This is a genomic window from Pedococcus sp. (assembly GCF_036554925.1).
Taxonomy (GTDB): Bacteria; Actinomycetota; Actinomycetes; order Actinomycetales; family Dermatophilaceae; genus Pedococcus_A.
In genome coordinates, this window is the sequence record NZ_DATBMI010000082.1 from 18451 (window position 1) to 44177 (window position 25727).

At 73.3% G+C, this 25727-nt stretch carries 26 protein-coding genes; 7 read left to right on the forward strand and 19 right to left on the reverse strand.

Translation table 11 applies throughout. From position 1 onward, the window contains the following. Window positions 1–174 precede the first annotated feature (174 nt). Genes VIB11_RS06840 through ligD (VIB11_RS06850) form a run of 3 tightly spaced genes read left to right on the forward strand, consistent with a single transcriptional unit; the run spans window position 175 to window position 2635 of the window. Window positions 175–783 carry a TetR/AcrR family transcriptional regulator gene (locus VIB11_RS06840; protein WP_332029643.1) on the forward strand — a complete coding sequence of 203 codons (609 nt, stop codon included), beginning with the start codon at window positions 175–177 and terminating at the stop codon, window positions 781–783. A gap of 35 nt (window positions 784–818) precedes the next feature. After that, window positions 819–1763, forward strand: coding sequence for a non-homologous end-joining DNA ligase (gene ligD / locus VIB11_RS06845; RefSeq protein WP_332029689.1), 945 nt, complete (start codon window positions 819–821; stop codon window positions 1761–1763). Beyond that, the gene (ligD, locus tag VIB11_RS06850; RefSeq protein ID WP_332029645.1) at window positions 1760–2635 is read left to right on the forward strand and encodes a non-homologous end-joining DNA ligase; all 876 of its coding nucleotides are present in this window, start codon (window positions 1760–1762) and stop codon (window positions 2633–2635) included. Before ligD (VIB11_RS06845) ends, ligD (VIB11_RS06850) begins: the two co-directional genes overlap by 4 nt. 146 nt (window positions 2636–2781) lie before the next feature. On the opposite strand, the gene VIB11_RS06855 is transcribed toward ligD (VIB11_RS06850), so the two are convergent. From VIB11_RS06855 to VIB11_RS06890, 8 genes are all read right to left on the reverse strand, one after another. Then, entirely contained in the window at window positions 2782–3114 is a 333-nt protein-coding gene (locus VIB11_RS06855; protein ID WP_332029647.1) for an Lsr2 family protein, read from the reverse strand. Window positions 3115–3185: 71 nt separating this feature from the next. Then, the gene (locus VIB11_RS06860) at window positions 3186–3347 is read right to left on the reverse strand and encodes a hypothetical protein (protein ID WP_332029649.1); all 162 of its coding nucleotides are present in this window, start codon (window positions 3345–3347) and stop codon (window positions 3186–3188) included. Further along, the gene (gene lysS, locus VIB11_RS06865; RefSeq protein WP_332029691.1) at window positions 3344–4801 is read right to left on the reverse strand and encodes a lysine--tRNA ligase; all 1458 of its coding nucleotides are present in this window, start codon (window positions 4799–4801) and stop codon (window positions 3344–3346) included. The genes VIB11_RS06860 and lysS overlap by 4 nt, the downstream gene beginning before the upstream one ends. Before the next feature lie 138 nt (window positions 4802–4939). Next, a complete protein-coding gene (gene nadC / locus VIB11_RS06870) occupies window positions 4940–5827 on the reverse strand; it encodes a carboxylating nicotinate-nucleotide diphosphorylase (RefSeq protein ID WP_332029651.1) in 888 nt (295 codons plus the stop codon). Further along, window positions 5824–7569 (reverse strand): L-aspartate oxidase, encoded by a 1746-nt coding sequence (locus tag VIB11_RS06875; protein ID WP_332029653.1) that lies wholly within the window; start codon window positions 7567–7569, stop codon window positions 5824–5826. Before VIB11_RS06875 ends, nadC begins: the two co-directional genes overlap by 4 nt. Beyond that, window positions 7562–7990: an aspartate 1-decarboxylase gene (gene panD, locus VIB11_RS06880; RefSeq protein WP_332029655.1), complete on the reverse strand. Its 429-nt coding sequence runs from the start codon at window positions 7988–7990 to the stop codon at window positions 7562–7564. The genes VIB11_RS06875 and panD overlap by 8 nt, the downstream gene beginning before the upstream one ends. A gap of 9 nt (window positions 7991–7999) precedes the next feature. Then, on the reverse strand, window positions 8000–8914 hold the full coding sequence (gene panC / locus VIB11_RS06885; RefSeq protein ID WP_332029693.1) for a pantoate--beta-alanine ligase: 915 nt from the start codon (window positions 8912–8914) through the stop codon (window positions 8000–8002). 23 nt (window positions 8915–8937) lie between these two features. Further along, window positions 8938–9837 (reverse strand): Rossmann-like and DUF2520 domain-containing protein, encoded by a 900-nt coding sequence (locus tag VIB11_RS06890; RefSeq protein WP_332029657.1) that lies wholly within the window; start codon window positions 9835–9837, stop codon window positions 8938–8940. Between the two features lie 79 nt (window positions 9838–9916). Here VIB11_RS06890 and VIB11_RS06895 point away from each other — a divergent pair, with 79 nt between their 5' ends. Further along, window positions 9917–10861 carry an SAM-dependent methyltransferase gene (locus tag VIB11_RS06895; RefSeq protein ID WP_332029659.1) on the forward strand — a complete coding sequence of 315 codons (945 nt, stop codon included), beginning with the start codon at window positions 9917–9919 and terminating at the stop codon, window positions 10859–10861. Here the strand turns inward: VIB11_RS06895 and VIB11_RS06900 are convergent. Continuing rightward, the gene (locus tag VIB11_RS06900; protein ID WP_332029661.1) at window positions 10845–12068 is read right to left on the reverse strand and encodes a cytochrome P450; all 1224 of its coding nucleotides are present in this window, start codon (window positions 12066–12068) and stop codon (window positions 10845–10847) included. The two genes, VIB11_RS06895 and VIB11_RS06900, sit on opposite strands and share 17 nt — an antisense overlap. A gap of 93 nt (window positions 12069–12161) precedes the next feature. On the opposite strand from VIB11_RS06900, the gene VIB11_RS06905 reads away from it, so the two are divergent. Together VIB11_RS06905 and VIB11_RS06910 are read left to right on the forward strand one after the other, a co-directional pair. Further along, on the forward strand, window positions 12162–12725 hold the full coding sequence (locus VIB11_RS06905; protein ID WP_332029663.1) for a hypothetical protein: 564 nt from the start codon (window positions 12162–12164) through the stop codon (window positions 12723–12725). Window positions 12726–12809: 84 nt separating this feature from the next. Then, on the forward strand, window positions 12810–13982 hold the full coding sequence (locus VIB11_RS06910) for an NADH-quinone oxidoreductase subunit D (RefSeq protein WP_332029665.1): 1173 nt from the start codon (window positions 12810–12812) through the stop codon (window positions 13980–13982). Between the two features lie 3 nt (window positions 13983–13985). On the opposite strand, the gene VIB11_RS06915 is transcribed toward VIB11_RS06910, so the two are convergent. The 9 genes from VIB11_RS06915 to VIB11_RS06955 all read right to left on the reverse strand — a co-directional run bounded on the left by VIB11_RS06915 (window position 13986) and on the right by VIB11_RS06955 (window position 23217). Continuing rightward, window positions 13986–14522: a DUF3180 domain-containing protein gene (locus VIB11_RS06915; RefSeq protein WP_332029667.1), complete on the reverse strand. Its 537-nt coding sequence runs from the start codon at window positions 14520–14522 to the stop codon at window positions 13986–13988. Further along, a complete protein-coding gene (gene folK / locus VIB11_RS06920; RefSeq protein WP_332029669.1) occupies window positions 14516–15400 on the reverse strand; it encodes a 2-amino-4-hydroxy-6-hydroxymethyldihydropteridine diphosphokinase in 885 nt (294 codons plus the stop codon). The genes VIB11_RS06915 and folK overlap by 7 nt, the downstream gene beginning before the upstream one ends. Continuing rightward, window positions 15397–16230 carry a dihydropteroate synthase gene (gene folP, locus VIB11_RS06925; RefSeq protein ID WP_332029671.1) on the reverse strand — a complete coding sequence of 278 codons (834 nt, stop codon included), beginning with the start codon at window positions 16228–16230 and terminating at the stop codon, window positions 15397–15399. The genes folK and folP overlap by 4 nt, the downstream gene beginning before the upstream one ends. 1 nt (window position 16231) lies before the next feature. After that, a complete protein-coding gene (gene folE / locus VIB11_RS06930) occupies window positions 16232–16855 on the reverse strand; it encodes a GTP cyclohydrolase I FolE (RefSeq protein ID WP_332029672.1) in 624 nt (207 codons plus the stop codon). Continuing rightward, window positions 16833–18920, reverse strand: coding sequence for an ATP-dependent zinc metalloprotease FtsH (ftsH, locus tag VIB11_RS06935; protein WP_332029674.1), 2088 nt, complete (start codon window positions 18918–18920; stop codon window positions 16833–16835). Before ftsH ends, folE begins: the two co-directional genes overlap by 23 nt. A gap of 147 nt (window positions 18921–19067) precedes the next feature. After that, window positions 19068–19604, reverse strand: a complete 537-nt coding sequence (hpt, locus tag VIB11_RS06940; RefSeq protein WP_414695778.1) for a hypoxanthine phosphoribosyltransferase — start codon at window positions 19602–19604, stop codon at window positions 19068–19070. Between the two features lie 52 nt (window positions 19605–19656). After that, window positions 19657–20640, reverse strand: a complete 984-nt coding sequence (tilS, locus tag VIB11_RS06945; protein WP_332029678.1) for a tRNA lysidine(34) synthetase TilS — start codon at window positions 20638–20640, stop codon at window positions 19657–19659. Window positions 20641–20647: 7 nt separating this feature from the next. Further along, the gene (locus tag VIB11_RS06950; protein WP_332029680.1) at window positions 20648–21715 is read right to left on the reverse strand and encodes a zinc-dependent metalloprotease; all 1068 of its coding nucleotides are present in this window, start codon (window positions 21713–21715) and stop codon (window positions 20648–20650) included. Between the two features lie 14 nt (window positions 21716–21729). After that, window positions 21730–23217 (reverse strand): D-alanyl-D-alanine carboxypeptidase/D-alanyl-D-alanine-endopeptidase, encoded by a 1488-nt coding sequence (locus tag VIB11_RS06955; RefSeq protein WP_332029682.1) that lies wholly within the window; start codon window positions 23215–23217, stop codon window positions 21730–21732. Window positions 23218–23269: 52 nt separating this feature from the next. On the opposite strand from VIB11_RS06955, the gene VIB11_RS06960 reads away from it, so the two are divergent. Continuing rightward, window positions 23270–23893 carry an inorganic diphosphatase gene (locus VIB11_RS06960; RefSeq protein WP_332029685.1) on the forward strand — a complete coding sequence of 208 codons (624 nt, stop codon included), beginning with the start codon at window positions 23270–23272 and terminating at the stop codon, window positions 23891–23893. A gap of 72 nt (window positions 23894–23965) precedes the next feature. Here VIB11_RS06960 and VIB11_RS06965 read toward each other — a convergent pair whose 3' ends face one another. Further along, the gene (locus VIB11_RS06965; RefSeq protein ID WP_332029687.1) at window positions 23966–25336 is read right to left on the reverse strand and encodes a C40 family peptidase; all 1371 of its coding nucleotides are present in this window, start codon (window positions 25334–25336) and stop codon (window positions 23966–23968) included. Between the last annotated feature and the right edge of the window lie 391 nt (window positions 25337–25727).

The window sequence follows — 25727 nt, forward strand, 5'->3', positions numbered from 1 at the left end:
CATCCCATTCCCAGACCTGCCGGAGGTCCCCCGGCCGCACCCGCCGGCCTGGCTGCTGGCAGTGTTGCAGTCACGCACGTACTGGGCACCGGTTCTCCTGGCGATCGTGGTCGCGGTTGCGGAGGTGCGGCGCCGACGCCGGCACGAGCAGGAGAGGGAGGAGGTCGCCCACGCATGGCGCGAACCGTCGACCCAGAACGCCACCGGGAGCGGCGCCTCGCCATCATCGACGCGGCCCTCACCTGCTTCGCCCGGGCGGGATTCGAGCGGACCACCACTGCCGCCATCTGCCGGGCCGCCGGCATCGGGTCAGGCACCTTCTTCCACTACTTCCCCACCAAGCTCGACCTCCTGACCGCGATCATCGACCTCGGCACGGCCGAGACCCGTGAGTGGTTCGCTGCGCAGAGCGGCCGGGACGACGCCCTCGCGGTGGTCCTCGACTACGTGGACCACGCTGCCGACGAGGCCCGCGACGACCGGGTTGCCGGCTTCGTGCTCGCCGTGGGCGGCGTGATGACCGTCCCCGAGGTCGCCACGGTGCTCGAGGCCGACGAGCGCGCGATCCACGACGGGCTCCTGCCGTGGGTCGAGGCGGCGCGCACCGCAGGCCAGATCCGGCAGGACTGGCCGACGGAGCAGTCCCTCCAGTGGCTGCTGCTGCTGCTCAACGGCTTCCTCGAGCGGATCGCTGCGACGCCGGCGTTCTCCGCCCGCGAGCAGTCGGCTGCACTGCGCGAGACCACGGAGCGGGTGCTGGGGGTGCGCAACCCACCGCGCTGACGGGGCGGCGCTGACAGGATGGGGCCGTGCGCCCCATGCTCGCCACCCCCGCCGCCGCCGTGCCGACCGGCCCGGCGTGGGTCCACGAGGTGAAGTGGGACGGCATGCGCGTCCTCGCCGACATCCACGGCGGACAGCTCACGCTGACGTCCCGCACGGGCAACGACGTCACGGCGAGCTACCCCGAGCTGGCCGGGCTGGCCGACACCTACGACGACCTCCTGCTCGACGGCGAGGTGGTGGCACTGCAGGAAGGTCGCCCGTCCTTCGCGGCGCTGGCCGACCGCATGCACGTCGCGGACCGCCGCAGGGCCGAGCGCCTGGCAGCCGTCCGCCCGGTCACCTACATGGTCTTCGACCTGCTGCGGCTCTTCGGCGAGGACCTCACCGGCCAACCCCTGTCGGCGCGGCGCGAGCTGCTCGAGCGGCTCGACCTCACCGGCCGCCACTGGCAGGTCCCGCCCGTCTACCCGGACGGCGAGGAGCTGTTCCGCGCCACGCTCGAGCAGGGGCTGGAGGGTGTGGTGAGCAAACGGCTGGGCTCCGCGTACGTGCCGGGGCGACGGTCCTCCGAGTGGCTCAAGTCGCCCCACCGCACGACGATCTCGGCCGTCGTGGGCGGCTGGCGCCCGGAGAGGACCAACGACGCGGGCCGCCTCGGCGCCGTGCTGCTCGGGGTCCCCACCGCGCAGGGATGGCGCTACGCCGGCCGCATGGGGAGCGGGATCGCCGGTGCCGCCCAGCGGCAGCTCGCCGCGCTGCTCGAGCCCCTGCGCGCCGACGAGTCGCCGTTCTGCGACGAGGTTCCCGCGATGGATGCTCGCGGCGCGGTGTGGGTCCGCCCGGAGGTGGTCGTCGAGGCGCGGGTCCTCGAGGTGACCCGTGACGGCCGGCTCCGCCAGCCGGCATACCTCGGCGTGCGCTCCGACCTGACCGCCGACGACCTGATGGCCGACGCGGTGGGAGGCGAGCCCCGGTGACCGAGACGACGTCCGTGCAGGTGGCCGGCCGCCGGCTGAAGCTCACGAGCCTCGACAAGCTGATGTACCCCGCCACCGAGACCACCAAGGGAGAGCTGCTCCACTACTACGCGCAGGTCGCCGAGGTGCTGCTGCCGCACCTGGCGGACCGTCCCGTCACCCGCGTGCGCTGGCCGCACGGCGTGGCCGACCAGAGCTTCTTCGAGAAGAACCTCCCCAGCGGGGCCCCGTCGTGGCTGCCCTCGGTCCGGGTCGACGACGTGACGTACCCGCTCGTCGACGACCTCGCAGCGCTGACCTACCTCGTCAACCTCAACTCGATCGAGTTCCACGTCCCGCAGTGGACCATCGACGGCGAGGGCGAGCCGCAGAACCCCAACCGCCTGGTCATCGACCTCGACCCGGGGCAGGGCGCCGGGCTGCGACAGTGCTCCCAGGTGGCGCTCATGGTGCGCGACCGCCTCGGGGCGCTCGGGCTCGATCTCTACCCGGTCACCAGCGGGAGCAAGGGCATGCAGCTGTATGCCGGCCTCGGCGGCGATCTGACGTCCGACCAGGTCCGGGACCTCACCCAGCAGCTCGCCCAGGAGCTGACCAAGAAGCACCCCGACCTGATCCTGTGGAAGATGACGAAGTCGCTGCGTCCGGGGAAGGTGTTCCTCGACTGGAGCCAGAACGTCGCTGCCAAGACCACCGTCGTGCCGTACTCGCTGCGTGGCCGGGAGACCCCGACGTGCGCCGCCCCGCGCACCTGGGACGAGGTCGAGGCAGGCTCCGAGCGCGAGGGTGCCCTGGAACAGCTGATGTTCGACGAGGTGCTCGAACGCGTCGCGCGCGACGGTGACCTGCTGGCGGACCTGCTCGGCGACTGAGCCTCAGCCCCGACGGCGCGGTCGGAAACGACGGGCGGGGTGGTTCGGCCCGCGCCGGCATCGGTCCCGGGCATTCCGAAAGGGGACGCTGCTCCGGGCTTCAATTCACGCTCCCGGAATGGAACGCCCCCTTTCGGGCAAATGCCTCAGTGCGCTTTGTCGTAGGCGGCCTGGATATCCGCCGAGATGCGCCCGCGGTCGCTGACCTCATAGCCGTTCTCGCGAGCCCAGGCACGCACCGCGCCGAGGTCCGTGCGCTTGGCGGACGAGGCCGAGGCGCGGCCGGACGAGGTGCTCTTGCGGCCGCCGGAACGGCGTGCGTGGCCGACCCACGAGGCGAGGTCATCGCGCAGGCGCGCGGCGTTCCCCGCGCTGAGGTCGATCTCGTAGGTCACCCCGTCGAGGCCGAAGGTGACGGTCTCGTCCGCAGGCGACCCGTCGAGGTCGTCCTCCAGAATGATTTTCACGCGCTGCGCCATGGGTATTTCCCTTTCCCGGCTGAAATGGACGCGATCAACGTACTACCACGTCCGGAGCGCGGAAAAGCAGGTCAGGAATTCTTGGCGCGCTTTTCCTGCTCGGCTTCCCACTGGGAATGCGCGAGCCTTTCTTTCCGATCGCCCTCGATCATGTTCTTGATGACGATGTAGAAGAGGAAGCCGACGCCGGCCGAAGGAATCAGGGCGACGATGTAGGGCCAGATCTCGCTCACGAATGCGCCTCGGGCTTCAGGTGGGGGAAGAGGATCGTCTCGCGGATGTTGGCGCCGGTGAACAGCATGATGAGCCGGTCGATGCCTAGGCCCAGGCCGCCCATCGGGGGTGCGCCGTACTCCAGCGCGCGCAGGAAGTCCTCGTCGAGCTGCATCGCCTCCGGGTCGCCGCCGGCAGCCTTCAGGGACTGCTCCTCGAGGACCCGGCGCTGGATCACGGGGTCGACGAGCTCGGAGAACGCGGTGCCGCGCTCGACGCCGGCGATGATGAGGTCCCAGGCCTCGATGAGGTTCGGGTCGTCGCGGTGCGGCCGGGCCAGCGGCTGGGCGTGCGGTGGGTAGTCGCACAGGAACGTCGGCTGGAGGAGGTTGGGCTCGACCAGCTCACCCAACAGCTCGGTGACGATCTTGGAGGCCTCCCACTTCGGGTCCAGCTCGACGTCGTGGCGCTTGGCGATGGCGCGCAGCGTCTCGGCGTCGGTCTCGGGGGTGACCTCCTCGCCCACGGCCTCACTGACGCCCTGGTAGACCGGCAGCCAGCGCCACTCGCCGTCGAGGTCGACCGTGCCCTTCGGGGTCTCGACCTGCCGCGACCCGACGGCGTCCGCCGCGGCGAGGAACATCTCGCGCATCAGCTCGGCCATGGTGTGCTGGTCGCCGTAGGCCTCGTAGGCCTCGAGCATGGTGAACTCGGGGCTGTGGGTGGAGTCGACGCCCTCGTTGCGGAAGATCCGGCCGATCTCGAAGACCTTCTCGATGCCGCCGACGACGGCCTTCTTGAGGTTGAGCTCGAGGGCGATGCGCAGCGTCATCGCCTGGTCGAAGGCGTTGATGTGGGTGGTGAACGGACGCGCGGTGGCCCCACCGTGGATGAGCTGGAGCACCGGGGTCTCGATCTCGAGGTAGCCGCGCTCCTCGAGGGTCGTGCGCACGGCCTTGACGATGGCCGCCCGCGTGCGGACCATGTCGCGGGCCTCCTGGCGCACGATGAGGTCCGCGTACCGCTGCCGCACGCGCGCCTCCTCTGAGAGCTCCTTGTGCAGCACCGGCAGCGGACGCAGTGCCTTGGAGGCCATCTGCCACTCGGTGGCCATCACGGAGAGCTCCCCCCGCCTGGACGAGATCACCCGGCCCCGGACGAACACGTGGTCGCCGAGGTCGACGTGGGCCTTCCAGTCGGCGAGCGCCTCCGCGCCGACCTCGGCCAGGCTCAGCATCACCTGGAGCCGGGTGCCCACCCCCTCCTGGAGGGTGGCGAAGCAGAGCTTGCCCGTGTTGCGGACGAAGATGACCCGGCCGGCGACGCCGACGACGTCCTCGGTCTCCTCGCCCGTCTGCAGGTGGCCCCACTGCTCCCGCACCTGCTCCAGGGTGTGGGTGCGCTCGACGGCAACGGGGTAGGCCTGCCGCCCGTCGGCCAGCAGCCGCTCGCGCTTCTCGTGGCGCACGCGCATCTGCTCGGGCAGGTCGGCATCGTGGTGGGTCGTGGGGGTCTCGCTCACCCCCAAAGGGTACCCAGCGCGGCATACCGCCCTGTCACCGGCGAGGGGCGGGCGGCCCACTGGCGAGGTCGCGTGCCGACTCCTCCGCGGTCAGGGCTCGACGACGTCGAGGGCGATGTCGAGGATGGGCGAGGAGTGGGTCAGCGCGCCCACCGAGAGGTAGTCCACCCCGGTCTCGGCGTACTCCCGAGCCACCGCGAGGGTGAGCCCGCCGGTGGCCTCGACCTCCACCCGCTCACCGGTCGCCCGGACCGCGGTGACCGTGTCGCGCAGCAGGGCGACGGACATGTTGTCGCAGAGGATGAAGCGCGCACCCATGCGGACGGCCTCGAGGGCCTCGTCCACCGTGGTCACCTCCACCTGGACCGGCACCTGCGGGAACCGCTCGCGGATGGCCCGGTATGCCGCGGTCAGCGAGCCCGCGGCCAGCTTGTGGTTGTCCTTGATCATGGCCGTGTCGTAGAGGCCCATGCGCTTGTTGGTCCCGCCGCCGGCGCGCACGGCGTACTTCTGGAGCGCACGCATCCCGGGGGTCGTCTTGCGGGTGTCCAGCACCGTGCAGGCGGTGCCCTCGAGCGCGTCGGCCCAGTGACGGGTGTGGGTGGCCACCCCGGACAGCCGCGACAGGATGTTGAGCATCGTCCGCTCGGCGACGAGCAGGACCTGGGTGGGACCGGTCACCGTGGCCAGCACGTCGCCGCGGTGGACCCGCTCGCCGTCCCAGACGGCCGGCAGCACCTCCGGCACCGAGAGGCCGAGCCTGCCCGCCACCTCGCCGAGCACCAGCGCCAGCACGGGCATCCCCGCGACCACCCCGCTGCCCCGGGCCAGGACCTGAGCCGTCGCGGTCGCCTCGCGGGCGAACGTCGCGAGGGTGGTGACGTCGAGGCTGTCCGGGCCGAGGTCCTCGTCGAGAGCCGTCCGCACCAGGGCTGCCGCGTCGGCCTGGGGGAACGCGAGGTCGGGGGCGTCGCTCATGCGGGGTCCTGTCGGGGCACGGGGTGGAAGGTCGTCGTCACCGAGCCGTCGTCGTGGCGCTCGGCGTGGCTGTGGCCGCGCCAGTGCTCGTCGTCGCGGTCGGGGAAGTCGGAGCGCAGGTGGCCGCCGCGCGTCTCCTCACGCAGGGCCGCCTCGAGGGTGAGCAGCTGGCCGATGTGGAGCAGGTTGGTCGTCTCCCAGGACTGCGGCCCGGGCTCGGAGCCGCGGGCGCCGCGGGCGAGGTCCTCGAGGTCGCGCGCCGTCGCGGCGAGGGACGCCGCCGAGCGCACGGCACCGGCGCCGGTGGTCATGGCGTGCTGCACGGCCACGCGCTGGGACGCGTCGAGCAGCGCCGCGGGCCCCACCGGCTGCACCGGCTCGGTGACCGGCAGCTCACCTGCCGCCAGCCGTCCGGTGATGTCGTCGGCGATGCGGTGGGCGAACACGAGCCCCTCGAGCAGCGAGTTCGAGGCCAGCCGGTTGGCCCCGTGGACGCCGGAGCAGGCGACCTCCCCACAGGCGTAGAGACCGTCGAGGGAGGACCGCCCCAGCAGGTCCGTGCGAACGCCGCCGGAGACGTAGTGCTGGGCCGGCGCGACCGGGAGCAGCTCGGTGGCCGGGTCGAACCCGAGCTCGCGGCAGCGCGCCACGATCGAGGGAAAGCGCTCCTCCAGGAACTCCCTCCCGAGGTGCCGGGCGTCGAGGTGGACGTGGTCCTCACCCGTCGCCTGCATGCGGTCGACGATGGCGCGGGCCACGACGTCCCGGGGGGCCAGGTCGGCCTGCGGGTGAACGCCCGACATGAAGCGCACGCCGTCCCGGTCCACCAGGAAGGCCCCCTCGCCGCGGACCGCCTCGGAGATCAGGGGCTGCTGGCCGCTGCTGCCCTCGCCGAGCCAGAGCACGGTCGGGTGGAACTGCACGAACTCGAGGTCGGCGATGACGGCACCGGCGCGCAGCGCCGCCGCCATGCCGTCACCGGTCGCGACGGCGGGGTTGGTCGTGGCCGAGTAGACCTGTCCGAGGCCGCCGGTGGCCAGCACCACGGCGCGGGCATGGGCCGCGCCGACACCGTCGATCTGGCCCTCGCCGATGACGTGCAGGGTCACCCCGCACACCCGACGGTCGGCGTCCTGGAGGAGGTCCACGACGAGGGCGTGCTCGATGACCTCGATGCCGGGGTCGTCGATGACGGCCTGCAGGGCGGCGATGAGGGCACGCGAGATCTCCCGGCCGGTGGCGTCGCCGCCGGCGTGCGCGATGCGGTCGCGCCGGTGGCCGCCCTCGCGGGTCAGCTTCAGGCCGCCCTCCTCGTCGAGGTCGAACTCGGCGCCGAGCGCCACCAGCTCGCGGACCCGCGCCGGACCCTCGTGGACGAGCGCCGTCACCGCGGGCACGTCACACACCCCGACGCCGGCGACCAGGGTGTCGTGCAGGTGCTCGTCCGGGGTGTCCTCGGGGGCGAGCGCAGCCGCGATCCCGCCCTGCGCCCACAACGTCGAGCCGGCGTTGAGCACGGTCTTGGTCACCAGCAGCACCCGGTCGACCCGCTGGCGCAGCCGCAGGGCCGTCGTGAGCCCGGCGATGCCCGAGCCCACGACGATGACGTCCGCGTTGGTGCTCCACCCGGGGCCGGGCGCGACCAGGCGGGCCGGGAGCCGCAGGTCGTGGCGCTGCGCGCGCTCTCCCGGCCCGGCGAACGCGCCGGGCGCGCCGGCTCCGGCCGCCGACCCCTCAGCCATGGTGCGACCGGTGCGTCACCGCGGAGGTGGCCAGCCCGAACCCGTCGGGAACGTCCCCCGCGTCGTGGCCCACCTCGACGATCCGGTTGGCCCGGTCCACGAAGACGACCTGAGGCTCGAAGGTCCGCGCCTCGTGGTCGTCCATCGCGGCGTACGCGATGATGATCACGGTGTCACCGGGCGAGATGAGCCGGGCGGCCGCGCCGTTGATGCAGACGGTCCCCGAGCCGCGCTCCCCCTCGATGACGTAGGTGGTGAGCCGGTTGCCGTTGTCGACGTCGACGACGTCGACCTGCTCGCCGGGCAGCAGGCCCGCCGCGTCCATGAGGTCGCGGTCCAGGGTGAGCGAGCCGACGTAGTGCAGGTCGGCCTGCGTCACGGTGGCCCGGTGGATCTTCGCGTAGAGCATGAAGCGCTGCATGGGCGTCCCTCAGCTCGCGGCCGGCGGCTCGGCGTGCACGTCCGAGAACACCTCGAGCGCGCCACCTCCCGGGCCGACCTTGATGGGCATGTTGTCGATGAGCCGCGTGGTGCCGACCCGGCCGGCGACGGCGAGCAGGGCCTCACCGCGGTACCACTCGGGGACGTCCTCGAGGGTCGTCGGGTGAACGAGCACGAGGTAGTCGATCAGGGCCAGCGGCTCGGCGACCAGCACGGCGCGAGCCGCCCGGCGCACCGCCGACGGCCCCTCCGCCGCCGCGTCGGCCCCTGCCCGCAGCGCGCGGGAGAGGCACAGCGCCACCTCGCGGTCCGAGGCCGTGAGGTAGGTGTTGCGCGAGCTCATCGCGAGGCCGTCCGGCTCGCGCACCGTCGGCACGGAGACCACGTCGACGGGGAAGTCGAGGTCGCGGACCATCCTGCGGATGAGCAGCAGCTGCTGCGCGTCCTTCTGCCCGTAGTAGGCGCTGTCGGCGCGGGTGAGGTGCATCAGCTTGCCGACGACGGTGAGCACCCCGTCGAAGTGACCGGGCCGCGCCTGCCCCTCGAGGACGTTGCCCAGCGGGCCGGCCGACACCAGCACGCCGGGGTCGCCGTCGGGGTAGACGACGTCCGGGGTCGGGGCGAAGACGAGGTCGACGCCCTCTGCCCGGCAGATCTCCATGTCGGCGTCGAAGGTCCGCGGGTAGCGGGAGAGGTCCTCGCGGGGGCCGAACTGCAGCGGGTTGAGGAAGATCGTCACGATCACGTGCTCGGCACCCCGCCGGGCCGTGCGGATGAGAGTGGCATGGCCGTCGTGCAGGGCACCCATGGTCATGACCACGGCGACGTCGCCACCCAGCCGCGCCCGCGCGTCGGCCAGCTCCTCCCGGGTGCGTGCCACGACCGGGACGGCGTGCCCCGCCATGGGCCGGGAGGTGTCCGTGTCGCTCACTGTCGCTCCTGATCCGTCGCAAGGATGTCCAGCAGGGGCTCTGCGGCGCTGGGCCGCAGCCTCCCCGAGGCGAGCGCCCGCTCGGCCGTCGCCCGGGCGAGGGCGACGTAGGTCGGCCTGACATCGGGCGCCACGCCCTGGAGCTGGCGCAGGTGCTCGGCCACCGTACCGACATCACCCCGCGCGACCGGCCCGGTGAGAGCGGCGTCACCCGCCCGGAGGGCGTTGTCGAGCGCCGCGTGGACCAGCGGGCCCAGCAGCCGGTGCGGGCGCTCGACCCCGGCGGCGGCCAGCGCCTCCATGGACTGGGCGACCAGGGTGACGAGGTGGTTGGCCCCATGGGCGAGGGCGGCGTGGTAGAGCGCGCGCTGCTCCTCCTCGATCCAGACCGGCTCCGCGCCGATCTCGAGGACGAGCGCCTCGGCGACGGGGCGCAGCGGCTCCGGCGCCGTGACCCCGAAGCAGCACTCGGCCAGCCGGACGAGGTCCATGGAGGTGCCGGTGAAGGTCATCGCCGGGTGCAGGGCGAGGCCGAGCACGTGCTGCGGCAGGGCGGGCTCGAGGACGGCGAGGCCGTGGCGGCCGGAGGTGTGCACGACGATCTGGCCGGCCTGCCAGGCCCGGGTGGCACTCAGCCCGGCGACGAGGCCGGCGAGGGCGTCGTCGGGCACGGCGAGGAGCAGCAGCTCGGCCCGACCCACGACATCCTCGACCGGGAGCACCGGGGCACCGGGCAGCAGGTCGGCGGCGCGCGCACGAGAGGCGTCGCTCACCGCGGAGACGGCCACCACCCGGTGGCCGGCCTGCTGCAGCGCGGCCCCGAGGACGGCACCCACCCGGCCGGCCCCGACCACCCCCACGTCGAGGCGCGCAGGACGCTCGTCGGCGGCATTCACGGCGTGAACGCTACCGCGTGGCAAGGTCGCCGACTCCCTGCACTCCCGCGGCGCATGCCGCGCGATTACCGTGTGCCGGATGGGAGGGATTTCGTGGCGTGACGCCTGGCAGCAGGCGCTCTACGGCCCCAGGGGGTTCTACCGGGCGGCGGGCGGCCCGGGACGGCACTTCACCACCGCGACCCACGGCGTGCTCGGACGGGCCCTGGCGCGGGCGCTGGTCCAGCTCGCCGGTGACCGCGGGCTGACCCACATCGTCGACATCGGCGCGGGGCGGGGCGAGCTGCTCGGCCACCTCGCGGCCGTCGACGCGGGTCTGCGGCTCACCGGGGTCGACGTGGTGCAGCCCCCGGCCGAGCTGCCCCCAGGAGTCGACTGGGCGGTCTCCCCCGGCGGTCCGGCGCTCCCCGCGTCGCTGGACCGGCTGGACCACGCGCTCGTCCTGGCCCACGAGTGGCTCGACGTCGTGCCGTGCGACATCGCCGAGGTCGACGCCGACGGGGTGCTGCGGCACCGCCTGGTCGACGCCGCGACCGGGGCGGAGGCCTGGGGCGACCCCGTGTCCGGTTCGGCGCTGGTCTGGGCGGAGCGGCACTGGCCGACGAGCGAGCCGGGGCAGCGCGTCGAGATCGGGGAGAGCCGCGACGACGCGTGGGCGGGCCTGCTCGCGCGCATCACCAGCGGCGTCGCCATCGCCGTGGACTACGGCCACCGCGGCGGTGAGCGCCCGCCCGGGGGCACGCTCACGGCATACCGGTCGGGGAGCGTGACCGACCCGGTGCCGGACGGCAGCTGCGACCTGACCGCCCACGTGGCCATGGACACCCTCGACCACGACGACCTCATCGACCAGCGGACCGCGTTGCGCGGGCTCGGCCTGAGCGGCGCCACGCCCCCGATGTCCCTCGCCGCGCGCGAGCCGCAGGCCTACCTCCGGGCGCTGGAGGAGTCGTCAGCGGCCGGGGCGCTGATGGCGCGCGGGGGCTTCGGCGACTTCCTGTGGTCGATCAAGCACGTGGGCTGACGACGAGCCGCTCGAAGCCGCGCAGGACGAACGTGGGGCGCCGCTGCGACTCGACGAGCTCGAGCCCGGGGAACCGGCCGAGCAGGGTCCTCACGGCCACCTGGAGCTCGAGGCGGGCCAACGGGGCACCGATGCAGAAGTGGATGCCTGCGCCGAAGGCGAGGTGCGGGTTGGGGTCGCGGCCGGGGGCGAAACGGTCCGGGTCGGCGAACACCGCGGGGTCGCGGTTGGCCGCGCCGAGCAGGGCCGCGATCCTCACGCCGGGCTCCAAACGGACTCCCGCAACCTCTGCGCCCTCCTTCGCGGTCCGCTCGAAGAGGTGCAGCGGCGAGTCGTGCCTCAGGAACTCCTCGGCCAGCCGGGCGGTCGCGGCGTCGTCGCCGACGTCGACGGGCACCCTCTGGCCGGCCGTGAGCCACGAGTGCAACCCGTTGCCGAACCCGTTGACGCTCGCCTCGTGCCCGGCGTTGAGCAGGAGCACGGCGGTGGCGACGAGCTCGCGGCCGGAGAGGCGGTCGCCGCCGTCACGGGCCTGGACGAGGTCGGTGAGCAGGTCCGGGCCGGGTCGGCGGGCCCGCTCGGACGCGAGGTCCTCGACGTAGGCGGCGAACTCCGCGCTCGCCTGCCGGGCCTGCGCCTCCTCCTGCTGCGTGCGGTCGACCTCGTACATCCGCACGATCGCCTGCGACCAGGGCCGCAGCAGGTGCCGGTCGGCCTCGGGAACGCCGAGGAGCTCGGCGATCACCAGCACGGGCAGCGGCTCGGCGTAGCCGGCGATGGCGTCGAACGGCTCGGTGGTGCCCTCGGGGGCACAGGCATCGAGGAGTCCCGCGGCCAGCTCCTCGATCCGGGGCTGGAGGCGGGCGACATGTCCGCGGCCGAAGGCCCCCGCGACCAGCCGTCGCAGCCTCGTGTGCTTGGGCGGCTCGCTGTCGAGCACGGAGTCGGCGTGCAGCCAGTTGAACGTGCCCCAGTCGCTCTCGGGCGTGCGGGGGCGGAAGACCCGGCCCAGCCGCCGGTCGCGCAGCACCGCCCCCGCGGCCGCGTGGCTGGTGGCCACCCAGACCCCCAAGCCGCTGTGCCACGCCACCGGCGCGCGCTCCCTGAGCCGGGCGAGGTGGGGGTAGGGATCCGCGACGACCGCGGGGTCGGAGAGGTCGAGCAGGTCGGCGGCATCGACCTCGGCGGAGGGTCCACTGGGGCTCACGACGGCAGCCTGCCGGATGCCGGCGGGTTTTGTCAGGCCGGCCGCGGACGGCAGACTGGGCGGCTGCTGCAGAGCGAAAGGACCCCCGTCCCCATGACGAAACAGCGGATCGGCGCTGCCCTCTGTGCTCTCGCGACCGTCGGGCTCGCCGGCTGCGGCGGCGGCTCGTCGCCGGAGGGCGCACCCGTCACCGTCACCGTGACACCCACCGTCACGTCGACGTCGAAGCCCAAGGCCGGCACCACGACGAAGGCCGCGCCGGCCTCGGTGCGCAGCGAGGTGAGGGGGCGCAGTTTCGACTTCGGCACGGCGGTCGACGTGCGGCGCGTCGGCGAGACCACGGTCCTCACGCTGGACCGCTGGACGTACAAGGGCCTCGACGACGCCAAGCTCGCGCGAGAGGGCCTGCCCGTCCGGCCGTTCAAGGGGACTCCGTACACCAACCAGAACAGCCGGCTCGACTACGACATCCCCCTGGCCGAGACCGCGCGGATCCTCTACCACCACTGCGTCGCGGACGGCGAGCCACTGCAGACACGCTCGGCGGACGCGAAGGAGCTGGCCGGCCTCGACGAGCGCGAGCGGCTCCTGGTCGTGAAGCTCGACGACCGGGGCCGCGCCGTGGCGATCGACAACCTGCCCGGCTGCCCGGGCTGATCGACGAACGGTCGTCCGCCTTCCGCGACGCGGTCGCCTCCGGGCCTGGGGCGCGGTGCCCGGCCGATGCGGCAGGATGGCGCCATGACCTCTCCGACCGGGCCGCAGGAGCTCACGGTCGGCCTCGGCGCCGGCGGCCTCGCCACCGCCGACATGGTCCTCAACATCGGGCCGCAGCACCCGGCGACCCACGGCGTGCTCCGGCTCCGGATCGTCGTCGACGGCGAGCGCATCGTCTCGGCCGAGCCCATCGTCGGCTACATGCACCGCGGGGCGGAGAAGCTCTTCGAGGTGCGCGACTACCGCCAGATCCTGGTGCTGGCCAACCGCCACGACTGGCTGTCCGCGTTCTCGAGCGAGCTCGGGGTGGTGCTCGGCGTCGAGCGGATGCTGGGCATGGAGGTCCCCGAGCGCGCTGTCTGGGCCCGGACTCTCCTCGCCGAGCTCAACCGGGTGCTCAACCACCTGATGTTCCTCGGCTCCTACCCGCTCGAGCTCGGCGCCATCACGCCGATCTTCTACGCCTTCCGTGAGCGCGAGGAGCTGCAGGCGGTGATGGAGGAGGCCTCCGGCGGTCGGATGCACTACATGTTCAACCGCGTCGGCGGGCTCAAGGAGGACCTGCCGGCGGGATGGCTCGGCCGGGTCTCCCGTGCCATCGCCGCTGTGCGGGGCCGCCTCCCCGAGCTGGAGTCCCTGATCGTCGGCAACGAGATCCTCGGTGCGCGCACCCGCGGGGTGGGGGTGCTCACGCCCGAGACCATCCGGGCGTACGGCGTCTCCGGGCCGATCGCCCGAGCCTCCGGCGTCGACATGGACCTGCGCCGCGACGAGCCCTACCTCGCGTACGGCGAGCTGTTCGGCCCCGGCGGCCCCGGCAGGGTCGTCACCCGCTCCGCCGGTGACTGCCTGGCCCGGCTCGAGGTGCTGCTGGAGCAGGTGCACGTGAGCCTGGACCTCGCCGAGGCCTGCCTCGCGCGACTCGGCTCCCTGCCGCAGGGGCCGGTGAACGTGCGGCTGCCCAAGGTGCTCAAGGTGCCCGAGGGTGACCTCTACACCGCGACCGAGAACCCGCTCGGCTTCAACGGCTACTACCTCGTCTCCCGGGGCGAGAAGACGCCGTGGCGGCTGAAGCTGCGCTCCGCGTCGTTCAACAACATCGCCGTGCTGGGCGAGGTGCTGCCGGGGAACCTGATCGCCGACATGGTGGCGATCCTCGGGTCGATGTTCTTCGTCGTCGGAGACATCGACAAGTAGCGCTCAGCCGCGGTCGCGGTCCTCGTCGCGCTCGCCGTGCTGCTCCCAGGGCTCGCGCCCGTCCCCTCGGCCGCCTCGCTCGTCACGGTCACCGCGGTCGATCCGGCACATCCGCTGGACGGCCATCCCGGAGCAGGCCAGCAGCAGCGCGCCCGCGCAGAGGGCAGCGAGGCGCCACGCGAGGGCTGAGTAGGACGGGATGTCGAGGTCCGGCAGCACGATCAGCAGCTCGGCGCCGTAGAAGCCCAGCACACCGGCACCGGTGAGGGCGGCGGCCTGGGCCAGCACCACGGTGCGCGCGGCCCGGATCGGGCTGAGCGGGCGGGTCGCCTGCCCCCGCAGGAACCTGCGCACGGGCAGGCCGGCGGCGAAGACCAGCGCAGCCATCACGGCGAGGAGGACGGCCGAGACCCACGGCGCCGGCGGGAGCAGGCCACCCCTGCCGAGGTAGAGGTTCCAGCCGATCCACGAGAGCCCGCCCACGACGAGGGCGACGCCGAGCAGGTGGGAGAGGCGCAGGCCGCGGCCGTCGTTCACCATGCGTCGTCCAGCAGGTCCTCGTCGGGCCCGGGACGCACGCCCGAGGTGTCCATGGCCATGACCAGCTCGGCCACCCGGCGCACCTCGCCTGCCACGCGCAGGGTCGCCTCGGGGTCCGCCTGGGCCCACGGAACGAGGACGAAGGCGCGCTCGTGCGCCCGCGGGTGGGGCAGCGTCAGCAGTGCGTCGTCCATCTGGATGTCGGTGTTGAACGCGGGGTCGCCGTACTGGATGAGGTCCAGGTCGAGGGTGCGTGGGCCCCAGCGGACGTCACGGGTCCGACCGTGGGCGCCCTCGATGTCGTGCAGGAACCGCAGGAGCGCCCGCGGCGACAGCGACGTCGTGCCGGTGACCACAGCATTGAGGTAGGGCGGCTGCTCGGGCCCACCGACCGGGTCGGTCTCGACGAGCGGCGAGACCGCGTCGATGTCGATGAGGCCGAACAGCGCGACGGCGGCGTCGCGCAGGGTGTCGAGGGAGTCACCGACGTTCGAGCCGAGCGCGATCACGACCGGCGTCTCGCGCTCCCGGCGTACCCGCACCGCCACGTCGGTGAACGGGTGGCCGACCGGCGCCTGCGGCTTGTGGACCACGACCTCGACGGCCTCGACCAGCGGCCGGGCCAGGACGCTGCGGGCGATGCGCTCGGCGAGGGACTCGATGAGGTCGAGGGGCTCGCCCTCGATCAGGGCGACGACGTCGCCGGCCACCTCCGCGTAGCTCACGGTGTCGGCGAGGTCGTCGCTGGCCCCGGCGGGCGCGAGGTCGACGTCCATGGTCACGTCGACGACGAAGGTCTGGCCCTCGCGCCGCTCGTGCTCGAGGACGCCGTGGTAGCCGGTCGCCGAGACACCGGTCAGGACGATCTGGTCGGTCATGGCGCCCCCGTGACGGCAGCTGCCACGCGGAGGGCGTCCAGCGTCGGCGGGACGTTGTGGACCCGCACCGCCCACACTCCCGCCAACGCGGCATACACGGAGGTGGCGGCGGTGGCGACGTCACGTTCCACCGGCGGGCGCGGTGCGCTGCCCTCGGGCAACCCGAGCCGGCCGAGGAAGGCCTTGCGCGACGTGCCCACCAGGACGGGGTACCCGAGGCCGACGACCTGCTCGAGGTGGCGCAGCAGGCTCCAGTTGTGGGCGGCGAGCTTGGCGAACCCGAAGCCGGGGTCGACGACGAGGTTCTCGCGGGCGATGCCGGCGGCGAGGAGGTGCTCGACCCGCTCCGCCAGCTCGGCGCACACCTCGGCCGGGACGTCGGCGTACACCGCCCTGTCCTGCATGTCGCGGCTGTGGCCGCGCCAGTGCATCGCGATGAAGGGCAGGCCGCTGTCGGCCGCCACCGCGGCCATCTCGGGGTCGGCCAGGCCACCGCTCACGTCGTTGACGATCGACGCGCCCGCCTCGATGGCGCGAGCCGCGACCTCCGCCCGCATGGTGTCGACCGAGACGGTCGCGCCCTCCGCGGCGAGGGACTCGACGACCGGGAGGACCCGCCGCAGCTCCTCCTCGACGGGAGGCCGGTCGGCGCCCGGCCGGGTGGACTCGCCTCCGACGTCGAGCAGGTCGGCTCCCTGTGACAGGAGCGCGCGGCCGTGGGCGATCGCGGCCTCGGGCTCGAACCACTGGCCGCCGTCACTGAACGAGTCGGGGGTCACGTTGACGACCCCCATCACCAGCGGCCTCCCGCCGGACGTCGTCGGGATCATCTCAGCGCTTGCCGCCCAGCAGCAGCGACATCGCCTCCGCGCGCGTGGCTGCGTTGCGCAGCTGGCCGCGCACGGCCGAGGTGATGGTGCGCGAGCCCGGCTTGCGGACGCCGCGCATCGACATGCAGAGGTGCTCGGCCTCGACGACCACCATCACGCCCTGGGCGTGGAGGTGCTCGACGAGGGCATCGGCCACCTGCGTGGTGAGCCGCTCCTGGACCTGGGGCCGGCGGGCGAACACCTCGACGAGCCGGGCGATCTTCGACAACCCGGTGACCCGGCCGTCCTTGGCCGGGATGTACGCGACGTGGGCGACGCCGTGGAAGGGCACGAGGTGGTGCTCGCACGTGCTGTAGACCTCGATGTCGCGCACGAGGATCATCTCGTCGTGCTCGATCGGGAAGGTCGCTGACAGCACCTCCTCCGGGCTCATCCGCAGGCCGGCGAAGGTCTCGGCGTAGGCACGGGCGACCCGCGCCGGCGTCTCCTTCAGGCCATCGCGGTCGGGGTCCTCCCCCACCGCGATGAGCAGCTCGCGGACCGCTGCCTCGGCACGCTCGAAGTCGATCGCGTTGCGCGCTCCGGCGGCGTCACCCTCGGCCTCAGTGCGTGTCTGGGTCGACATGACCGCCTTCGGGGACCTCGATGACCTTGGTCGGGGGGTGCTCCTCGTGGCGGGGGTAGGCACCCGCCTCTGCGGCCTGGTCGATGGCGTGCGCCGTCGCCTGGGCGCCGTCGGCGCTCTCCGCGCCACCGTTGGCGGCCGCGCGCTCGGCCGGGGTCAGCACGGGCGGCTGGTCGGAGAGCAGCCGGGTCTCGCTGGAGAGCCAGGTCGGACGCAGCGGGCGCTTCCGCACCGTGGCGAAGACCTCCGCGAGCTCGGCGGCGTTCAGCGTCTCCTTCTCGAGCAGCTCGAGGACGAGGTGGTCGAGGATGCCGCGGTTGTCGTTGATGACGTGCCAGGCCTCGTCGTGGGCCGCGTCGATGAGCCGGCGGACCTCCTCGTCGACGACGCTCGCGATCTCCTCGGAGTAGTCACGCTGGTGGCCCATGTCGCGGCCGAGGAAGACCTCGCCCTGGCTCTGGCCGAGCTTGATCGCGCCGATGCGCTCGCTCATGCCGTACTCGGTGACCATCTTGCGCGCCATCGCCGTGGCCTTCTCGATGTCGTTGGCGGCGCCGGTGGTCGGGTCGTGGAAGATGACCTCCTCGGCGACCCGGCCGCCCAGCGCGTAGGCCAGCTGGTCGAGGATCTCGTTGCGGGTCGTGGAGTACTTGTCGTCGGTCGGCATGACCATGGTGTAGCCGAGGGCCCGGCCGCGCGGCAGGATCGTCACCTTCGTCACCGGGTCGGTGTGGTTCATCGCCGCGGCGACGAGGGCGTGGCCGCCCTCGTGGTAGGCGGTGATCTTCCGCTCCTTGGCGGACATGATGCGGGTGCGCTTCTGGGGGCCGGCGATGACGCGGTCGATCGCCTCGTCGAGGGCGGCGTTGTCGATGAGCTTCTGGTCGCTGCGGGCGGTCAGCAGCGCTGCCTCGTTGAGGACGTTGGCCAGGTCGGCGCCCGTGAAGCCCGGGGTGCGGCGCGCCACGGCGAGCAGGTCGACGCCGGTGGCCATGGGCTTGCCCTGGGAGTGCACCTCGAGGATGCGGTGGCGGCCGATCATGTCGGGCGCCTCGACCGCGATCTGCCGGTCGAAGCGGCCGGGACGCAGCAGCGCCGGGTCGAGGATGTCGGGGCGGTTGGTGGCGGCGATGAGGATGACGTTGGTCTTGACGTCGAAGCCGTCCATCTCGACGAGCAGCTGGTTCAGGGTCTGCTCACGCTCGTCGTGACCACCGCCGAGACCGGCTCCGCGGTGACGGCCGACGGCGTCGATCTCGTCGACGAAGATGATGGCGGGGGCGTTGGCCTTGGCCTGCTCGAAGAGGTCGCGGACGCGGGAGGCGCCGACACCGACGAACATCTCGACGAAGTCCGAGCCGGAGATCGAGTAGAACGGCACGCCCGCCTCGCCGGCGACGGAGCGCGCGAGGAGGGTCTTGCCGGTGCCGGGCGGGCCGTAGAGCAGGACGCCCTTGGGGATCTTGGCGCCGACCGCGAGGAACTTGGCGGGCTCGGCGAGGAACTCCTTGATCTCGTGGAGCTCCTCGACGGCCTCGTCGGCCCCGGCGACGTCGGCGAAGGTCACCTTGGGGGTGTCCTTGGAGGCGAGCTTGGCCTTGGACTTGCCGAACTGCATGACGCGCGAGCCGCCGCCCTGCATCTGCGACATGAGGAACCAGAACAGGCCGAGCAGGATGATGATCGGCAGCAGCGAGCCCAGCAGGGCCAGGACCGGGTTGGTGTCCTTGATCTCGTCGGTGTAGCCGCCGGGCGGGGGGTTCTTGGCGAGCAGGTCGATGATCGAGGGGCCGCGGGCGTCGACGTACTGCGCGCGCACCTTGGTGGCGTCCTTGACGTTCTCGCCGTCGGAGTAGGTCTGGCCGGACTTGAGGTCGATGTCGATGACCTCGTTGTTGGTCAGCTTGACCTTCTCGACCTTGTCCTCGGCGATGAGCTTCTCGGCGGCCGAGGTGTCGATCCGGGTGTAGCCGCCGCCGTCGCTGAAGGAGAACACCATGAGCGTCGTGGCGACCACGACGATGACCCAGAACAGCGGGGTCCGGAGAATGCGCTTGAAGTCCATGTGTGTGCGGGGCTCGGCCCCGTGCCTCCTGCTTCGATCAGCCAGTGCGCCGACACCCCGACGGGGCGTGGCGATGGGACGACGGTACACCGGCGGCACGGCCGTCCGTGGTGCTCAACGACGGACCCGTGACGGGTGTTCCAGTGCTCAGGAGTAGACGTGCGGGGCGAGGGTGCCGACGACCCGCAGGTTGCGGTACTTCTCGGCGTAGTCGAGGCCGTACCCGACGACGAACTCGTTGGGGATGTCGAAGCCGACCCACTTGACGTCGATGTCGACCTTGGCGGCGTCGGGCTTGCGCAGCAACGTGCAGATCTCGACCGAGGCCGGCGACCGCGACTCCAGGTTGGCCCGGATCCACGACAGGGTCAGGCCGGAGTCGACGATGTCCTCGACGATGAGCACGTGCTTGCCCGTGATGTCGGTGTCGAGGTCCTTGAGGATCCGCACGACGCCGGAGGACTTGGTGCCCGAGCCGTAGGAGGAGACGGCCATCCAGTCGACGGGCGCGGTGCCGGGCAGTGCCCGGGAGAGGTCGGCCATCACCATGACGGCGCCCTTGAGGACGCCGACCAGCAGCAGGTCCTTGCCCTCGTACTCGGCCCAGATCTCCTTGGCGAGCTCCTCGAGCTTGGCGAGGATCTGCTCCTCGGTGATGAGGACCTTCTCGAGGTCGGCTCCCATGTGGGCAGCGTCCACGTTCCTACTCCTGACCGCTCGGCTCGGGGGGCTCGGCCTATTCAACCCGAGTTGACCCGGCGATGGACACCCGCCCACCGGAGCGGGTCACCCGCAGGCCGCCGGCGACGCTCGCCGCACCCTGGCCGTGCCACCGCGTCAGCAGGGCGTCGCACGCCTCGACGTGGGCGAAGGTGAGCGATCCGGCGGGTGCGCCGGCGGCGACGAGCAGCAGGCGCCACAGCCGGGTGCGCACGGGCCGCGGCACGTCGAGCAGGTCGGCGACCGCGTGGGGGCCCTCCCCCAGTGCCGCGGCCCGGCGGGCGGCCTCCCCGTCGAGGTGGTCGGCGTCCTCCCGCAGCTGGTCGGCGGTCCGGGCGAGCGCGTCCGCGACGCCCGGGCCGAGCGCCTCCTCCAGCTGTGCGAGCAGCCCGCGCACCCGCACCCGCGCGTATGCCGTGTCGGCGTTGTGCGGGTCGGCCCACGGCTCCAGCCCGGTGGCCGCGCACGCGGCAGCCGTCTCGCGCCGTGACAGGCCCAGGAGGGGGCGCGCGTACCGCCCCCGCCGCGGCGGCATACCGGCGAGGGACCGGGCCCCCGACCCCCGGGCCAGGCCCAGGAGCACCTGCTCCGCCTGGTCGTCGCGGGTGTGCCCGAGCAGCACGACGTCCGCCCCTCGCCGGTCGGCGGCCGCGTCCAGCGCGGCGTAGCGGGCGTTGCGGGCCGCGGCCTCCGGGCCCGGCCCTGCTGCGGTGCCCACCCGGGCCCTGACCACGTCCACCGGGTCGAGCCCCAGGCCGCGGCACTGGGCGGCGGCCCGCTCGGCGACGTCGGCCGAGGCCTCCTGGAGGCCGTGGTCGACGACCACCGCGCCGGCGAAGACGGCCAGCCGGGGCGCCTCGAACGCCGTGGCGGCAGCCAGGGCCAGGGAGTCGGCGCCCCCGCTGCACGCCACCAGCACGCGGGATCCCGGGTCGAGCGCGGCGAGCACCTCGCGGACGGCCACCCGGGTGGCCGCGACCGCCGGGTGCGGGCCGGTCACGTCGGGGTCACCGGTGGACGCGCGCCACCCACGCCGACGGCTCCTCGATCTCGCGCGGGAGCGGGAGCGTCTCCGGCGAGGACCAGACCTGGTTGAAGCCGTCCATGCCCACCTCGTCGATCACCGCGCGCACGAAGACGGCACCGTCGCGGTACTGCCGCATCTTCGCCTCGAGCCCGAGCAGGCGGCGCAGCAGCCGGTCGAAGGCCCCCACGCCCTGGCGTCGCTCGTTGAAGCGCGCCCGGATCTGCGCGACGGACGGGATCACCTGCGGGCCGACCTCGTCCATGATCACGTCGGCATGGCCCTCGAGGAGGGACATCACGGCGGTCATCTGGGCGAGCTTCTCGCGCTGCTCCGGGGTGGCGATGAGGTCGACGACACCGCTGCCGCCCTTCTTGAGGGCGTCGGGCAGCTGCCTGCTGATCCGCGAGAGGGTGTCCTGGAGCTGGTCGGGGTCGGGAGCCATCTCGCGGGCGAGGGCCCGGGCGCGGTCGATCATGTGGTCGCGCAGCCAGGGCACGGCCGTGAACTGCACGCGGTGGGTCTCCTCGTGCATGCAGACCCACAGCCGGAAGTCCTCGGGGTCGACGCCGAGCTCGCGCTCGACGTGCACCAGGTTGGGGGCGACGAGCAGGAGCCGGGGGGTGCCCTCCGGCGCCAGGTCGTACTGCCCGAGCACCTTGCTCGCCATGAAGGCCAGGAGCGCTCCGGCCTCGCCTCCGGTGACCTTCCCGCCGACAGCGGCCACCGCCGCCGACGGGCGCTGGTTGCGCCGCGCGACGATGTCGACGAAGACGGGGTCCACCATGGCCGACATCGAGTCGGCGTTGATGCCGATCCAGGTGGGACGGTCCACGACGAGTGGCGGCGGCGCCTCGCCGGGGGCGTGCAGCCGGGAGGTCTCGGAGACCGGGGCCTGCGCCCGTCGGGAGGCGGCGCGGATGGACGCGACCACGCCCGCCGCCTCGTCGGCGCTGACCTTGGGCCCCGGCGGCACCAGCCGGGCGCCGGTGCTCTTGGCGAACGCCCAGTCGACGGGGCCGGCGGCGTGGGGCATCTGGGTCACGGTCATTCCCTCACGGTAGGTCAGCGGCAGCCGCAGGACGCGAGCGCCGCAACGAAGCGGTCCAACGCCGCGCGCGCGGTGACCGTTCCCGCGAAGCCCCCGGGCACCCGGTCGGCCAGCACCACGTACGTCAGCACGCGGCCGTCGCGGTCGACGACGGTGCCGGCGAGCCCGCTCGACCCGGTGAGGGTGCCGGTCTTGGCCCGGGCCACGCCCGCCGCGGTCCTGCTCCCCCTCTCGTCGAACCGGTCTGCGAGGGTGCCGTCGAGTCCCGCCACCGGCAGCTGGGCCAGGGTGTCGCGCATCGTGGGGACGGTGCCACTGGCGCCGAGGGCGAGGACGTCGCCGAGGACCCGGGCCGGGACCACCTGCCCCCGGGCGAGGCCGCTCGTGTCGGTGAGCCGCACTCCCGTCAGGTCGACGCCGAGCCCCTCCACGGTCTTTCGCACGTGCGCCACGGCGGCGGCGAAGGTGGAGGCACCACCCGCCCGGACCGTGGCCTGCCGGGCCAGGGACTCGGTCAGGGCGTTGTCGCTGTCGTCGAGGGCGAGGGCCAGGACGTCGCGCACCGGCGCCGACTCCACCCGCCCCAGCTCGGCTGCGTCAGCCGCCGCGGCGAGGGTGCGGGTGCCGTCGGGCGCGGCCTTGGCACTGATCCCGGCCTTGCGCAGCGCCGCGACGAAGGCCTCCAGCACGGCGTCCTCCGAGACCGACGGGGAGGGATGGCCGGGCCGCGGGCGCTGGGAGGCCAGGCCCAGCATCGAGACGCCCTGGCTGAAGCCGGCGTGGACGTCGGCCATGCTCCAGCCGGGCGCGTACCGCGGCCCCGCGGCATACGTCATGTCCAGCCGCACGGTCACGGCACCGGTGCCGGCGGCCTGCAGCGCAGCGGCCACCTGGGCGGCGAGGTCACCGAGCCCGGCCCGACCAGCGACGGCGGTGGTACGCCCCTTGCCCACGCCGAGGAGCGCGTCGCCCCCGGCGACGAGCACGACCTCGCCGGGCGTGCGCCCCTGGACGACGGTGGTCGGCAGGGTGCTCGCCGGGTCGAGGGTGACGCCGACGGCGAGCGCGGTCAGCATCTTGGCGGTGGAGGCCGGCACCCGCGGCCGGTCGGCGTCGACGTCGAGCAGGCGTGCCCCGGTGTACGCGTCGCGCACCGTGACACCCACCGACGGCCCGAGGGCGGGATCGGCCAGCTCGTCGGCGAGCGCGGCCTCGAGCACCGTGGGTGCCGGGAGCGGAGCGGAGACGTCGGCCGCCACGAGGGGCGAGGCGGAGACGGCGGGCGTGGGGACCGTGGCCGGAGGCGACGTCGCCGTCGCGGTGCCGGACGGCGTCGGGGCGGCAGGGGTCGCCGCCGCGGCGTCGCGCGTCAGGATGCCCGGAACCACGTCGGCGACATCCAGGGCGAGGTAGCCCACGGCGAGGAGGATCACGGCCAGGACAGCCGTCAGGAAACGGCGCACTCCACCCCCTCGGTGCTCGCCGGCGCGGATACGGGACACTTGGCGCGAGCCTAGGTCATTTCCGCACCACCACAAGAAGGGGCCAGCCGTCGTGGAGTTCGACGTCACCATCGAGATCCCCAAGGGACACCGCAACAAATACGAGGTCGACCACGAGACCGGACGCATCCGGCTCGACCGCCTGCTCTTCACCGCGATGAGCTACCCGGCCGACTACGGCTACGTCGAGGACACCCTCGGCGAGGACGGTGACCCGCTCGACGCGCTGGTCCTGCTCCAGGAGCCGACGTTCCCGGGCTGCATCGTGCGCGCGCGCCCGATCGGCATGTTCCACATGCGCGACGAGGCCGGCGGCGACGACAAGATCCTGTGCATCCCCGCCGGGGACCCGCGCCAGGCCCACATCACCGAGCTCGAGCACATCAGCGAGTTCGACCGGCTCGAGGTGCAGCACTTCTTCGAGACCTACAAGGACCTCGAGCCGGGCAAGTCGGTCGAGGGCGCGCACTGGGCGGGCCGCACCGAGGCCGAGCAGTGCGTCAAGGAGGCCCTGGAGAGGGCCGCCGACGCCGGCATGACGACCGCCCGGTGGAACCTCCCGCAGCACGGCGAGGCCAAGGAGCCCGTGGCCCACACGCCGGAGGAGACGCTGAGCGCGAGCGCCAGGGCCACCGAGGAGCTCGCCACCAAGGAGAACCCGCTCCACGACTCCTGACCCCCGCACACCTGGGCAGCCCGCCGGAGACCTGGTCTCGGGCGGGCTGCTCGCGTATGCCGTAGGGCCGGGTCAGCGGACGCGACCGCCGTACGGGAGCAGGTCGGAGCGGTAGATGCTCGCCTCCCTGATGGTGGCCCCCGTGTAGGGCGCCTCGATCATCTGCCCGCCGCCGATGTAGAGGCCCACGTGGTGGCTGCTCTCGCCGGAGGAGCCGAAGAAGACCAGGTCGCCCGGCCGCAGGTCGCTGACCGGAACACGCGCCGTCTCGGCCCACTGCGCCCCGGTGTAGTGCGAGAGGTACACACCTGCCTGCCGCCAGGCCATCATCGTCAGGCCTGAGCAGTCGAAGGACCCCGGCCCCTCACCGCCCCACTGGTAGGGCTTGCCGATCTGCGCCCTCGCATAGGCCACGACCGCCGACACGCCACCGCTGGTGCTGGGGGGCGGCGGCGGGGGCGGCGGGGTCGTCGGTTTCGGCTTGGGCCTGGGTGTCGGCCGGTTGGCCGCCTCGCGGGCCGCCCGCTCGGCCTCGGCAGCCGCCGCGGCCTGACGGGCCGCCTCGGCCCTGGCTCGGGCCGCCGCCCGGCGTGCGGCGGCCGAGCGGGCTGCCTGGGCCCTGGCTGCGGCGAGGCGGGCCTGCTCGGCAGCCGCCGCGGCCGCCGCGCGGGCCTGGGCCGCGGCCCGGAGGCCGTCCTGCCGCTGCCGCTCGAGCGCGACGCTGGTGTGGCGCAGGGCCGCGAGCTCGGTGGCGACGGCCTGCTGTTCGCGCTGGATCTGGGCGGTGGCCGCGGCGACCGAGCTGGCCTGGGCCTGGGCCCTGCGGCGGGCGGTCTCGGCCCGCTGGGCGGCCGCGAGCTGCTGCGCCTCGGCGACGGCTGCCTGCCGGCGCATGGTGTCGGCCACGACCGAGGTCGCTGAGGCGGTCTGCAGCGTGCGGTGGCGGGCCGCCCCGACCGCCTCGAGGGACGCCGCGCGGTCGAGCAGCTCCTGCGGGCCCCTGCTGCTGAGGAAGGCCTCGAGGTCGCCGAGGCTGCCGCCCTGCTGGTAGACGGCGGCGGCGTACTGGCGGACCTCGAGCGAGGCGGCGTCGGCGCGGCGCTGGGCGGAGGCCGCCCGGGCGCGCGCGGCGTCGGCCTCGGCCACCCGCTTCTGCAGTGCCACGCGGGCGCCGTTGTAGGCCTCGGACGCGGCGGCGGCCTCGGTCTGGACCTGGGCAAGACGCGCCTGGGAGGCGGCGAACCGCGCGTCGAGGGCGGCGACCCGCCCAGCCGTGCTGGCGGCCGCGGCCCGGGCGCGGTCGACCTCCTGCTGGGACGGGAAGACCCCTCCAGGACCGGGGTCGGCGGCGGCCACGGTCGCGGTGCCGGTGGCGAGGGCGCCGGACAGGGCCAGGGCGAGCGCCAGCCGCGCGGGGCGGGAGGCAGGGGCGCGGCTCGTCACAGGGGGCCTTTCGCGTCGGAGGTCAGCCGCTGAAGAGTAAGGCTGGATATTCACTCGAGAAACACCAGTCACACAGAAATGACGGCCGACGAGGGAAATCACGAAATAACAGAAGTGTCATTCTGGAAATGACAGCGATGTTTTTCAGCAGGTCGGCCCGCGTGCTCAGAGCGACGGCGTCGGCCACATCACAAGTCGGTCACAGATTCGCCGTTCCCGCAGGTCAGCCCCGACCGGAGAGGTCCCGAGGCGGCTGTGCGGCATTCCTCCGGAAGCGTCCCCGGACCGGGAGGAGTTCTTTTAACGACAGCCCCTTGGCGGCACCTCGCAGCGTGCGTAGCGTGACGGCAAGGGGGCACGCCGTCGACAGGGGAGAAGCACGATGCGCAGA